This window comes from Alkalihalophilus pseudofirmus OF4 (genome assembly GCF_000005825.2).
Classification (GTDB): Bacteria; Bacillota; Bacilli; order Bacillales; family Bacillaceae_D; genus Alkalihalophilus; species Alkalihalophilus pseudofirmus.
In genome coordinates, this window is the sequence record NC_013791.2 from 2124803 (window position 1) to 2137496 (window position 12694).

Annotated in this window: 11 protein-coding genes; 4 read left to right on the plus strand and 7 right to left on the minus strand. The window is 40.7% G+C overall.

The features are described 5' to 3' along the window. Window positions 1-86: 86 nt before the first annotated feature. The gene (locus BPOF4_RS10720) at window positions 87-287 is read right to left on the minus strand and encodes a DUF6501 family protein (RefSeq protein ID WP_012959183.1); all 201 of its coding nucleotides are present in this window, start codon (window positions 285-287) and stop codon (window positions 87-89) included. Window positions 288-528: 241 nt separating this feature from the next. On the opposite strand from BPOF4_RS10720, the gene BPOF4_RS10725 reads away from it, so the two are divergent. Further along, window positions 529-2049, plus strand: coding sequence for a BCCT family transporter (locus tag BPOF4_RS10725; RefSeq protein ID WP_041822448.1), 1521 nt, complete (start codon window positions 529-531; stop codon window positions 2047-2049). 42 nt (window positions 2050-2091) lie between these two features. On the opposite strand, the gene odhB is transcribed toward BPOF4_RS10725, so the two are convergent. Then, complete coding sequence (odhB, locus tag BPOF4_RS10730) at window positions 2092-3351, minus strand: 2-oxoglutarate dehydrogenase complex dihydrolipoyllysine-residue succinyltransferase (RefSeq protein WP_012959185.1); 1260 nt, start codon at window positions 3349-3351, stop codon at window positions 2092-2094. A 16-nt stretch (window positions 3352-3367) separates the two neighbouring features. Beyond that, window positions 3368-6214, minus strand: a complete 2847-nt coding sequence (locus BPOF4_RS10735; RefSeq protein WP_012959186.1) for a 2-oxoglutarate dehydrogenase E1 component — start codon at window positions 6212-6214, stop codon at window positions 3368-3370. A gap of 312 nt (window positions 6215-6526) precedes the next feature. Here BPOF4_RS10735 and BPOF4_RS10740 point away from each other — a divergent pair, with 312 nt between their 5' ends. Both BPOF4_RS10740 and BPOF4_RS10745 read left to right on the plus strand, forming a co-directional pair. Then, window positions 6527-7114, plus strand: coding sequence for a hypothetical protein (locus tag BPOF4_RS10740; RefSeq protein WP_012959187.1), 588 nt, complete (start codon window positions 6527-6529; stop codon window positions 7112-7114). Window positions 7115-7225: 111 nt separating this feature from the next. Further along, window positions 7226-8473 carry a YeeE/YedE family protein gene (locus BPOF4_RS10745; RefSeq protein WP_012959188.1) on the plus strand — a complete coding sequence of 416 codons (1248 nt, stop codon included), beginning with the start codon at window positions 7226-7228 and terminating at the stop codon, window positions 8471-8473. A gap of 59 nt (window positions 8474-8532) precedes the next feature. Here the strand turns inward: BPOF4_RS10745 and BPOF4_RS10750 are convergent, their stop codons facing one another. Both BPOF4_RS10750 and BPOF4_RS10755 read right to left on the minus strand, forming a co-directional pair. Beyond that, window positions 8533-8817 carry a hypothetical protein gene (locus BPOF4_RS10750; RefSeq protein WP_012959189.1) on the minus strand — a complete coding sequence of 95 codons (285 nt, stop codon included), beginning with the start codon at window positions 8815-8817 and terminating at the stop codon, window positions 8533-8535. A gap of 106 nt (window positions 8818-8923) precedes the next feature. Further along, window positions 8924-9565, minus strand: coding sequence for a nitroreductase family protein (locus BPOF4_RS10755; RefSeq protein ID WP_012959190.1), 642 nt, complete (start codon window positions 9563-9565; stop codon window positions 8924-8926). A 330-nt stretch (window positions 9566-9895) separates the two neighbouring features. Here BPOF4_RS10755 and BPOF4_RS10760 point away from each other — a divergent pair, with 330 nt between their 5' ends. Further along, window positions 9896-10120 (plus strand): hypothetical protein, encoded by a 225-nt coding sequence (locus tag BPOF4_RS10760; RefSeq protein WP_012959191.1) that lies wholly within the window; start codon window positions 9896-9898, stop codon window positions 10118-10120. 9 nt (window positions 10121-10129) lie between these two features. Here BPOF4_RS10760 and BPOF4_RS10765 read toward each other — a convergent pair whose 3' ends face one another. Continuing rightward, on the minus strand, window positions 10130-11113 hold the full coding sequence (locus BPOF4_RS10765) for a class I SAM-dependent methyltransferase (RefSeq protein ID WP_012959192.1): 984 nt from the start codon (window positions 11111-11113) through the stop codon (window positions 10130-10132). Window positions 11114-11118: 5 nt separating this feature from the next. Next, on the minus strand, window positions 11119-12435 hold the full coding sequence (locus tag BPOF4_RS10770) for an FAD-dependent oxidoreductase (RefSeq protein ID WP_012959193.1): 1317 nt from the start codon (window positions 12433-12435) through the stop codon (window positions 11119-11121). Window positions 12436-12694: the final 259 nt, after the last annotated feature.

The window sequence follows — 12694 nt, forward strand, 5'->3', positions numbered from 1 at the left end:
TATATCTAGTTTAGTAGAATGACCATATTGAAGCAATCAATACGTCTTTCTCAATCGAACATAAAAAAGACAGTGATCCCACTGTCTTAATTCTTAAAATACTCTTTGTAATACCCACCCATTTTACCAGTGTTATCAATGACAAAATAAAATTCATCCGTTTCATTTTTAAGCTCGTATGTTTTGCCTTTCGTTAAAGCACGATCGACCATGTATTTTTTTGCATCCGTATGTACACATTCCACTGTACGAATCGTTTGTTTATCCATCCACGTTTTGTGAAGCATAATATCCCCTCCTTTTTCTGCTTATTTCATTATAAATAGAATTGTTAGTTGAAGCAAATGATTTCAAAAACATGGCCTTGAGAGAATAGCTTTTGTGCTTTATTAGAATGCTAATAATAAGGCTCGTCCTACAGTGATTAAAATTTAAGTATTTTGCCTATTAATGATACGTTTTACCCAGCTTTATTTATATGGTAGGGTAATAAAGTTATTTTTATTTCGGATAGTTATATAGGAGGTTATATTTTTGAATAAACAAACAATTGATTGGCCGGTCTTTATCATTAGCGGCGGGGCTTTGATCTTATTCGTACTAGCTTCATTTATATCAGCTGAAGGAGTTGCCAATTATGTAGATGCTACATTCAATTGGTCTGCAGCCTATTTCGGTGCCTTTTGGCAAGTATTTATACTTCTAACGTTCTTGATTGCACTTGGGTTATTGTTTTCAAAGTACGGGTCTGTTCGTCTCGGAAGAAGTGAAAAACCAGAAACAAGTACATTTAAATGGATCTCCATGATAATGTGTACGTTACTCGCAGGCGGAGGAGTTTTTTGGGCTGCCGCTGAGCCGATCTATCATTTTCTAGAGACGCCGCCTATGTACGGTGATATTCCGCCTGGTCAGCAGGAGACAATCGTTCCAGCTCTTGCTCAATCTTTTCTTGATTGGGGATTCTCTGCTTGGGCGATTTTAGGTACATTAGGTGTAGTAGTACTTATGTATGGCTATTCTAAGGGATTGCCTTTTAAACCTCGAACTTTGCTTTACCCTCTAGTAGGTAAAAACATCATGAATAAAAACAATGTATTAGGTATTGCGGTAGATTCATTCTCCATTATTGCCGTAGCTGCTGGTACCATTGGTCCGATCGGTTTTCTTGGATTACAAGCAGCATATGGGTTAGATTCCTTATTTGGCATTCCAAATACATTTCTCACTCAGTTATTGATTATTTTTGGATTAGTTGCGATTGCAGGGATCTCTGCAGTAACCGGGATTCATCAGGGAATTCAATGGCTAAGCCGATTTAATATAATCTTTACTCTCGTCCTCGTCGTCATTGTATTATTAGTAGGACCAGCTGGCTTTATTATTGATTCATTTGTTGGAACATACGGTGTTTACCTGCGCGATTATTTTGAACTGAGTTTATATCGAGGTGATACAGGCTGGTTATCATTTTGGACGATTTTCTTTTGGGGATGGTTTATCGGGTATGGTCCAATGATGGCTATTTTTATCAGCCGTATCTCTCACGGCCGTACGATTAGAGAACTATTTATTGCCGTAATTGTTATTGCCCCTCTTGTGACGAACTTTTGGTTCACTGTTGTAGGAGGCTCCGGAATCTTCTTTGAACTCCAAAATCCTGGTTCAGTCAGCGAACCGCTTTATGAAGCCGGGCTGCCCGCTTCCATGATTGCTATTGTCACTCAATTGCCGTTTGGTTTTTGGATCGCTGCTGCGTTTTTATTAGTAACCATTGTGTTTGTTGCGACTACTACAGATTCGATGTCTTATACCATTTCAATGACAGTAACAGGAAGCAGTACACCAGCTAAATCGATTCGATTGTTTTGGGCGCTTTCAATGGGTGCTGTAGCTGCAGTGCTATTATATTTAGGAGAAGGCAGTATTAATGCTCTTCAATCCTTTATTGTCTTTACTGCAGTCCCTGTCTCATTGATCATGCTCCCTACGTTGTGGCTTGCTCCTAAAGTTGCGAAGAAAATGGCTAAAGATCAAGGAATTCTATAGCAAAATAAAGCAGCCTATCAATGAGATAGGCTGCTTTTTGTATTATCCTTCAAGTAAAAGTTGTTCTGGGTCTTCAAGAAGTTCCTTCACTTTTACAAGGAAGCTAACTGCTTCTTTACCATCAACGATACGGTGATCATAAGATAAAGCAATGTACATCATTGGGCGATTTTCAAAGTTTTCTTGATCAATCGCAACCGGACGCCATTGTACCTTATGCATGCCAAGGATACCAACTTGTGGTGCATTTAGGATTGGTGTAGACCATAATGAACCGAATACACCGCCGTTTGTAATAGTGAACGTTCCGCCTTGTAAGTCAGAAATCGCAAGCTTATTGTCACGAGCTTTCTTACCAAGTGAACCGATCTCACGCTCGATACCAGCGAATCCTAGACGATCTGCATCACGTACGACAGGGACAACTAAGCCCTCATCAGTAGATACTGCAACACCGATGTCGTAGTACTTCTTCATTAGGATTTCATCGCCTTGAATTTCAGCGTTTAGTAATGGGAACTCTTTAAGAGCACCAATAACTGCTTTTGTGAAGAATGACATAAAACCAAGTTTCACACCATTTTTCTCAAGGAAGCCATCTTTACGGCGTTTACGTAAATCCATAACAGCCGACATATCCACTTCATTAAACGTAGTCAGCATCGCAGCTGTTTGTTGAGATTCAACAAGACGTTTTGCAATCGTCTGGCGGCGGCGTGACATTTTAATACGCTCTACAGGCTTGCCTGGCTGGTCTGCAGCTGCTGCTTGCGGCTTCTTAGCAGGTGCTTCCGATTTTGCTTGCGGCGCGGCCTTTGGTTGTGACTGATGAGATTCCACATCTTGTTTGCGGATTCGTCCTGTCGGATCATTTGTTGCCACTTCTTTTAAGTCAATTCCTTTTTCACGAGCAAGCTTACGAGCAGCAGGTGAAGCTAGAGGACGATCTGTAGATGACGTCTCTTCTTGAGTTTCTTCGGCAGCTTCTGCTTTTGGAGCTTCTGCTTTTGGCTCTTCTTTAGGCTCTTCCTTAGCAGCTGGTGCTTCAGTTGATGCAGAAGCATCTCCTGATTCATCGATCACAGCGATAACTTCTCCTACTTCAACTGTATCACCTGGCTCTTTTTTAAACTCTTTAATCACACCAGAGTGTTCTGCAGTAATTTCTACGTTAACCTTATCCGTTTCAAGTTCAGCAATATATTCCCCTTGGTTTACTTGCTCACCAACTTGTTTTAACCATTGTGCAATCGTTCCTTCAGTAATCGATTCAGCTAGTTCTGGTACTTTAATTTCAATCACGGCGATGGCCTCCTTATTATTTGCGAGTCAATGATTCTGTGATGATACGATCTTGTTCTTTCTTATGTGCAACCGGGTCACCTTCAGCAGGACTTGAACGATGAGTACGTCCAATGTATGAAACCGATGCCTCGCTAGGTGTAATCTCACGGATGCGTGACTCGATAAATGGCCAAGCACCCATATTCTTAGGCTCCTCTTGAACCCAAACAATCTCTTTTAAGTTTGAGTATCTAGCAAATAATTCGCGAATTTGCTTTTTCGGGAACGGATACAGCTCTTCAACACGTGCAATGTGAAGCCAATCCCAGTTTTCGTCAGATTTCTTCACACGGTCTGCAAGGTCAATCGCTACTTTACCGCTGCAAAGGACAATACGTTCTACTTTATCTGCAGCTTCACCTAAGCCAGCTTGTTCAAACACAGGCTTGAATTCTCCTTCAGTAAATTCAGCATGCGTGGAAGCAACAACTTGATTACGAAGCAGACTTTTTGGTGTCATAATAATTAACGGACGAACCGAATCTTTTTCAAGGATAGCCGCTTGACGACGTAAAATGTGGAAATATTGCGCTGCTGATGTACAGTTAGCAATTGTCCAGTTATTTTCAGCCGCAAGTACTAAGAAACGTTCAACACGGCCGCTTGAGTGCTCAGGTCCTTGCCCTTCATATCCGTGTGGCAAAAGACATACAAGTCCTGATTTTTGGCCCCACTTAGCACGCCCTGCAGATACCCATTGATCAAACATTACTTGAGCACCGTTAGCGAAATCTCCAAATTGAGCTTCCCATAGAACAAGAGTCTCAGGTGCAAATACGTTGTAGCCATACTCAAAGCCGACTACAGCCATTTCAGAAAGCGGGCTGTTATGAACAGAGAACGACGCGTTCGCATCATCAAATTCTTTAAGCGGCGTATGTGTTTCGTTCGTTTCACGGTCATGCAGCACTAAGTGACGATGTGCAAATGTACCACGTTCTGAATCCTGACCTGAAAGACGAATTGGAGTACCATCATGTAAAATTGAAGCAAATGCAAGTGTTTCAGCTAATGCCCAGTCAATTTTACCTTCCCCTTCAAACGATTGAAGACGACGCTTAAGAATTTTCTCAAGCTTTTCATTTGGTTTAAATTGTTCCGGCCACGTCAGCAATTGTTCATTAATAGACTTTAGTGTATTAAATTCAACTGAAGTCTTCACTTTTGGAAGTCCGCTTACAATGAAATCAGGTGTAACGATTTCTTTTGCTTTATTAGACTTATTGCCTGCAACCGCATCATATTGTGATTGAAGGTACTCTTGGGCTTCTTTATCTAGCTGCTCGCCGTATCCTGACTCAATTTCACCGCTAGCGACTAGTTGGTCTGCATACAGCACACGTACCGTTTTGTGCGCTCTGATTTTTTGATAAAGTCCTGGTTGAGTAACAGCCGGCTCATCCATTTCATTGTGACCGAAGCGACGATATCCGATTAAGTCAATCAAGAAATCCTTTTTGAAACGCTTTCGATATTGAAATGCAAGATGCATAGCAGCAAGACAGGCTTCAGGATCGTCTGCATTGACATGAACGATCGGAATTTCAAACCCTTTAGCTGGGTCACTTGCATATGTAGTAGAACGTGAATCATACGTTTCAGTAGTGAACCCAATATTATTGTTAGCAATAATATGAAGTGATCCACCCGTTTGATAACCTGTTAGACGAGAGAGGTTTAGAGTTTCAGTAACAATCCCTTGTCCTGGGAAAGCAGCGTCTCCGTGGATTAAGATTGAATATGCTTTTGAAACCGTTTGCTCTGGATCGCCTTTTTTCGTACGTACTTCTTGAGCTGCACGTGCATAACCTTCTACAATTGGACTCACGAATTCAAGGTGAGACGGGTTGTTTGCAAGTGAAACCGTTGCTTCTACTGTATTCTCTTCTTTAATTTGACGATCAGCACCTAAGTGATACTTCACATCTCCTGTCCAACCGTAGTTAATGCCAGTTGATCCTTCTGAAGGCACTAAATCTTTGTTAGGAGCATGTAAAAACTCAGAGAAGATCATTTTGTAAGGCTTGCTTAGTGTGTGCGCTAATACATTCAAACGTCCGCGGTGCGCCATACCAATCATGACATGCTCTGTTCCTTCATGGACAGATTCACGAACAACCTCATCAAGCATCGGCACCATAATATCAAGCCCTTCGATAGAGAAGCGCTTTTGTCCAACAAACGTACGATGAATAAATTTCTCAAATCCTTCAACTTGTGTTAAACGCTTAAGTAATGCAACTTTTTGTTGTTTTGATAGATTCGGCAAGTAGATACCGGATTCCACCATCTTATTTAACCATTGACGCTCTTCCTCATCATGTACATGACCAAATTCGAATGCAATTGTCTTTGTATAAACATTTTTTAAGTGTTTGATTGCATCTAAACCGTCCTTAACATGTGAAGGGGCATCTGGACAAATTAAATCAACTGGTACTTGTTTCAGATCTGCTTCGGTTAAACCGTAGCGAGAAAGTTCAATTAACTCTTCATTCTTCTTATCCTTATGAATCGGGTGAACGTCGGCTGCTAAATGGCCCTTCGTTCTAATCATGTCGGCAAGCTTTGTTGCTCCGACAAACTTCCTCATCATGTCCGCTCCTGCAGCTTGGTTTGCTGAAGGGGCATTTGTCGCTTGAACAGGTTCAGTTTGAGTAGAAGAAGGCGGTGGACCCCATTGTTCAAATAATTCGCGTAGGTCTTCCTCTACAGCTTCTGGGTCTTTAGTGAATTCTTCATACAACTCAATTGCGACGCCAAGGTTCGGACCATGAAATCCTTGCCATGGCTCTTCCGGTTTGTGCTCCTTGCTGGACATGTGACAAAAACCTCCTAGTAACTTTTAAGTCGGACACTAGTTGACTCTAGTGAGAGACTGGAAATTATAACGCTTTCATTCCCATTTTAACATGATTGTCACATTTGCTCAAAGGTTATCTGCAACATTCATAGATTTGTTTACTCTTGTCTGATAAACTCGGAACGAATATAGTTAAATGTATTGGGAAGTATCAATTCGCTATACTGCTTTCCTTCACTAAAAAGTGTAAAACTTTTTATTCAGAAAATCTAGTTATTTCGAAAGATTTATTGCTTTTTTTCAATATTTTTTATAAAAGGACGTTTTCAGATGATAAATTTTGACAAAAAGAACCGCCAGCTGCTTACAGATGCCTGTTTTTCTTGCAGTGAACCTCATTTCAGGAGGCCTATTGCAGATCTTCCACAAGTTGGATGCTGCTCCTATAGTCCCGTTTTTACGTTATTTGAATTGGCAAAAATGGCACAATCCAATCCTGCTTTCTACTTCAACCTGCTAAAGGACGAGCATGCTGTGATTTTTGATTACACAATTTGTGTACATGCTTTTGTCCACCCAGCGTTTTTCGAAGTTTCTAAACATACATCATTATCATCATTAGAATTTGACGACTTAAAAACATCTTATTCTGTCTGCCGTTATTTTGAAGACGGCAAAGGCTGCACACTGCCTCCCTCATTTAAAAATGCTGTGTGCCGCTCTTTTATATGTACCACTGTTGAAGAATCTTTGACAACCTCTGAACAAGAAGAATTAGCTAGTCATGTGAAGGACATTCACGTAGAATCTTGGTTATTCAATAAAGAACACCAAGCTGTCTTAGCTGCGGAAGGATACACACTTAAAGATCATTCACAGGAAATCTTTACTTACTTGAAATCCATTTCAACCAACTAGCACCAAAGCCTATTCAATAAATTGGATAGGCTTTTATTGTTGACGCATTTGTAACAATCCTTTACCATGTTCATATCCTATTAAACCACTAAGAATTAGAGGTGTTTATAAATGAATTTACAAACAAAAGCGGAGCCGCTAGATTCTCGCTCGCTTGAACACCCTGCACTCCCGCCCGTGCAGACCATCTTTTTGGCAGCGGGAATCACAGCAGCTATTTTGTTAAGTATTGCAACTTTTACGATTGCAGATGCTAACCTGCTGATCCAGCTTTGGATCGGTTTATTACTCGGATATACTTTATTTCATGCTCGCTTTGGTTTCACGTCTGCTTTTCGCAGACTGATGTCCGTTGGTAATGGCGAAGGGCTAAGAGCTCATATGCTGATGCTTGCTGTAGCCTCTTCCTTATTCGCTCCGATATTAGCTTATGGAGCAAGTTTTTATGGGCATGATCCAACTGGGTTTGTATCACCAGTCGGTACGAGTTTATTAGTCGGTGCCTTTATCTTTGGAATCGGCATGCAGCTGGGAGGCGGCTGTGCCTCTGGTACTCTCTACTCGGTTGGAGGCGGACGCTCTTCGATGTTTATTACGCTATTTGGCTTTATTGCAGGTTCCGTTATCGGGGCTGCTCATTTTGATTTTTGGATGAACGAAACACCAACGCTTCCTGCTATTTCATTAGCTACAGATACTGGACTCGGATACGGCGGTGCTTGGCTTTTACAATTAGTGATTTTTGCGGGCATCATTTTTCTAACGTATTATATTCAACGTAAGAAAAATCCGCCTAAAATGGCATTAGTACCATCCGCACAAGGTATGAAACGTATTTTCCGAGGCTCATGGCCGCTCCTCATCGCAGGTGTAGTACTCGCCGTACTAAATGCGGTAACACTTTTAGTCAGAGGTCAGCCATGGGGAATCACAAGTGCTTTTGCTTTATGGGGATCAAAAGCTGCTCAATTTATCGGCATTGATGTGGCAAGCTGGGGCTATTGGTCCGGTGAGCGTGCACAAGAGTTAAACCAATCGGTCTTTCTTGATTCAACAAGTGTCATGAATTTCGGAATTATGGCTGGTGCCTTTATTGCCGCAGCAGCTGGCGGCGTGTTTGTACTAAAGAAAATTCCTCCCAAAGTGATGATCGCTTCTCTCATAGGAGGAATTATGATGGGATACGGTGCACGTCTTGCATTTGGCTGTAACATTGGAGCATACTTCAGCGGTGTGGCATCATTCAGTTTACATGGCTGGGTTTGGGCTGTTATGGCTTTAGCCGGCACATACGTTGCTCTTTACCTGCGCCCGCTGTTTGGCCTTTCTATTCCAAAACCCACTGATTCAAGTTGTTAATCTCGCTCATTATATCTTAATAATAGAAAAGGGAAGACAGCCTGGCTGTCTTCCCTTTTCTATTTCGTCCAATTTTCATTAAACCACTTTTCCAGCTGACTTTTTTCATTTTCAGTAAATTGAAAGAGCGGAGAGTCACAGCCTTCTTCTCGCAGCACTATTTGAAGGATGTTCCCTTCATGATTTGTAATAATAAGAGCTTCAGGTTCTATAAGATTTTCCGGAATTCCACTCCCCTCAAACTTGATGACATGATGAAGCCAGTTTTGCATCTCATAAGTCTCTACAAGGGTCATTGAGGAAAACGCTGCTTCTGTATACGTTTCAAACGTCAAATCAATCATGATTACTATTCTCCAATCTTACATTCTTTCTTTACGAACATGTCAGTTTTATAGTTTATACACCACAGAATAGGGTGCTGCAGAAAGCTGCAGCACCCAGACGACCTTAAAAAGAATTTTTAATTGTTAATTCCTCAAGAGGTTTTCTTGAAGATCGGTGAGCTGGGATTGCTGCTTTACCAAGCGTAATCAGCATAACCGGAGTGAAACGATCTGGAATATTAAATGCTTTAATGAACGCTTCTTCATTAAAGCCACCCATAGGGCATGTATCATATCCTTTTGCTTTGGCTGCAAGCATTAATTGCATGGCAGCTAGAGATGCGTTTGTTAAAGCTAGTTCACGCGGATAGGCTGGGTCTTTCTCGTATGCTCGATTAATTTGACTGACTAACGTATCTTTAATCTGTTCAGTCATGAAGCCTTTTTCTACAGCTTCACCGTATACATTTTCAGCTTCTTTATTAGCTTCTACATCTCCTAATACTGCAATCGTTACACAGCTTTCTACCACTTGCTTTTGGTTATAGGCGATAGGCAGCAATTCCTCTTTTTTCTTCGCGTCCTCAATGACAAGGAAGCGCCAGTGCTGTAAATTCCAAGAAGAAGGAGCCAATGCCGCCGCTTCTAAAATAGCCGTTAGATCCTCTTCTGGCATCTTGTAATCAGCCTCATATTTTCTTACTGAGTGTCGCTCTTCTATCGTTTGAAATAATCCTAGATCCTCTTGATGTGAAGTACCATGCATGTAAAACTCTCCTTTTCTTGCCATAATACTTTTATTTTAGCGAAACTAAGGTTGAACGTAAAATGATATGCATACCTTTTTTGCAGTTGAGTCTAATGACCTGTACCGTTCACTCGTGTAATACAGGCTGTCAAAACGTATTATATGCTGTCTCCTTTAACAATGTAACGGCTGCATCATTGCTTATTTATTAGATTACTCATCCCGCGCTACATTCATACTCCTGCACTTATGTTAAGGATTATAAAGTGAGTGGCTTATTTTATTTACAATATGGTTACACTACACCTATATACCACCTTAACCTTCTTACTTAAGGAGATGATGACTATGGAATACAGCCTGCAAAGTTTAGAGTGTGCAGACCCTTGTACAGTCACTGTAGACCCTGATAATCAGATCTATACACTGAAAACCTTTGACACGAGCGGCAGAGTGTTTAATGAACCGATGGAACTTGTAGCATGGATCAAAAAGAATTGGAGTCCTTCTCAATTTAGGGAGCCAAAAGAGTATCAAGCACTCCTCAACGCAATCAAACAAGAATTGCATTAATTGAAGAGTTTACTTTTTAAACACCATCATGTACCATCCGCCTTCTTTCACTACAGGGGTTGTTTTTTTGAATTTAAATCCTGCTGCTTTTGCATATTGTTTTAACTCACGCTCAGATGGAACGGGATACATGTTTTCATGCGCGGACATAAAGCTGTTAAATGCTGATGCAAATGCTTGTCCGTGCTTTGATTGAACAAGCGGGGAAATCACAATCAACGTCCCTTTTCTCCCAGCAATTTCACTAGACTTTTTAAACAGCTCTGCACGATCCTCTTTTGAAAAGTAATAGAGCAGATTATTCATCATCACAAGATCAAACTCTTCATCTGATTCATATTGCTTGATATCGCCTGCAACAATGTCGATATTACTGTTTTCAGTCTCCTCTTTTGCTTTCTTTGCTACACCTTCGTCCGCTTCAAGCCCCTTTAATCTTAACTTAGGCTTTTTCACATGAAGACGCTTCAAATATCCTCCGTATGCACACCCTACATCAAATACTGATTTTATTTTTTCTTTCTTTACTACCTCTAAAACTTTAGGGAAAGCGATGGTTTCAAGCAGTGCTGAAGTCTGCGCAACCGTATCTCCATAATCCGTTTCAAAAAAATTCACTTCTTTCCCTTGCATCAAATCCCTATATGACAACATCGTAGGGATATGTAACTCCATCATCTCTTTAATTAAAATCCCTACTGAGGAGTCACTATCCTTAGATACATATTTTACAAGCGACCTTTTTGGCTTTATTATCCCTTTGCGCTTTTGCTTTAAATGCCCTAAAACAATGCCTACATCAACCCAGCGCTGCAGCAGGTCTTGATTTAGTTCATTATTTATTGCTACTTCTTCAACAGTCGCCCCTTTTTTAAAATGGTTAAATAAGTCTAGACTGTAGCCAAGGTGTGCATGCCAAGTCGGTAAAAATGGTTCGTTTCGTTTCATCCACTTTCTAGCATTCCATAGCTTTTTGTATTCTGTCAGCTGCATGCTCTTCACCTCTTCTTTTTATATCTCCAGGGAAAATCATCTTTTTTATTGAACATATGTTTATTCAGCACTTTCTCTGATAACTCTCTTTTCCCAAAGCCAAATGCTGATAAACCATCTGTAAGCCCAAACTTCCACAATCCAATTCCAGCAATATTCATCATTTGTTTATCATGAAGACGCTTGTTGAGAGCTAGCCGTTTGATTGCTAACACTCGCAGCTTTTGCGGAATGTGTCCGCGCAAATTATAGATCAGTGCAGATTGATGCGAAAGCCATGACAAATACTCCACTCTCTCACCACGAACGTCTTCGAACCATTTTAATAGCTCATAATCTGATGGTCGCCTCACTTCATACATCCAAGAAATAAGATCTCCTAACACATAGGCATCTTGAATCGCTAAATTCATCCCTTCACCAGCCATTGGGTGAACGCTGTGTGCGGCATCACCAATAATAACCACATTACCTTCAGTGTAATGTGTGACAGTGTGCCTGATCGGTACCATCAGTTGAATATCTTTCCAAGATTTTATTTGATTCACATAGCCTTCAAGCTCAGGTTTCAGTTGAATATAAGCTTCATAAAATGCTTCTAACCCTTGTTTTTTCATTTGTTTATATTCATCGCCCCTGATTAATAAAACAGACCGAACTTCCCCGTCTGGGAGCGGAAAAAGTCCAAGAAAACGCTCATGATTACCAATCATCTCTCCATCGACTAAAGAAGGAGGTGAGGGAAAGGTTACGGTTAGAAATTGGTGGGTGTATGTGGATTGTTTTAACGGTATATCAACAGATTTTCTCACTTTAGAGCCTCTGCCTTCAGCCCCAATAATTATATTTGCCTCAATCACCGACTCCAGGCCTTCTCTTTTTATGACGACTTCATTCGTGCCTTCTTTCCTAAGGAATGCCGCGGGTTGAAGCAGATGAAAATGCGGATAACGACTCGCCTCATTTAAGAGAATTTCTTTTAATGTGTTATGTGGGATCATGGCTGCCGTATTATTCTCGATCGGCAGTCTAGAATAATCCATCACCACTTCAAGTAGTTGTCGATTCTTCTCATCCACTTCTTTAGTTACAATTTTTTGAAGAGGATTAATTTCTTTGTTGATTTGTGTCGAAATTTCAAGCTCTTCAAAGATTGATAAGGTTTTTGGCTGAAGCAGCTCACCTTTATACACATTCCCCATGCCCTTTTGCTTCTCAACTACAGTGACATCAATTTGATGTTTAGCAAGCTTTAGGGCAAGAGTGAGTCCTGCAACTCCTCCACCGGCAATAAACACTTCTGTCTTTGTCTTCTTCGACATATTCCAATCACCACCTGTCAGTCACCACTTGTATCATCCTTTATTCCCATCCTTATCGTACTTGAAACAAGAACCCTGCAAGCTTCGAGCTACTTTGTGAAAAGTTGTCGAAAATTGTTTTCTGACTGGTTGTTTTTGTTTATAATAAATAAAGCTATAAATTTCGGTTTATTAAATAGATTACAAGTTAATTACATCAGCTCATATTACAGATCCTTAGCAGCTGATACATGATACGATTTTCTTAAAAAAGGATGGC

Excerpts from the sequence above, each read along its gene's own strand:
- BPOF4_RS10745 (WP_012959188.1), top strand. The coding sequence starts at position 7,226 with ATGAATTTACAAACAAAAGCGGAGCCGCTAGATTCTCGCTCGCTTGAA.
- BPOF4_RS10755 (WP_012959190.1), bottom strand. The coding sequence starts at position 9,565 with ATGCATGGTACTTCACATCAAGAGGATCTAGGATTATTTCAAACGATA.
- BPOF4_RS10760 (WP_012959191.1), top strand. The coding sequence starts at position 9,896 with ATGGAATACAGCCTGCAAAGTTTAGAGTGTGCAGACCCTTGTACAGTC.
- BPOF4_RS10770 (WP_012959193.1), bottom strand. The coding sequence starts at position 12,435 with ATGTCGAAGAAGACAAAGACAGAAGTGTTTATTGCCGGTGGAGGAGTT.
- BPOF4_RS10740 (WP_012959187.1), top strand. The coding sequence starts at position 6,527 with ATGATAAATTTTGACAAAAAGAACCGCCAGCTGCTTACAGATGCCTGT.
- BPOF4_RS10765 (WP_012959192.1), bottom strand. The coding sequence starts at position 11,113 with ATGCAGCTGACAGAATACAAAAAGCTATGGAATGCTAGAAAGTGGATG.
- BPOF4_RS10720 (WP_012959183.1), bottom strand. The coding sequence starts at position 287 with ATGCTTCACAAAACGTGGATGGATAAACAAACGATTCGTACAGTGGAA.
- BPOF4_RS10750 (WP_012959189.1), bottom strand. The coding sequence starts at position 8,817 with ATGATTGATTTGACGTTTGAAACGTATACAGAAGCAGCGTTTTCCTCA.
- BPOF4_RS10735 (WP_012959186.1), bottom strand. The coding sequence starts at position 6,214 with ATGTCCAGCAAGGAGCACAAACCGGAAGAGCCATGGCAAGGATTTCAT.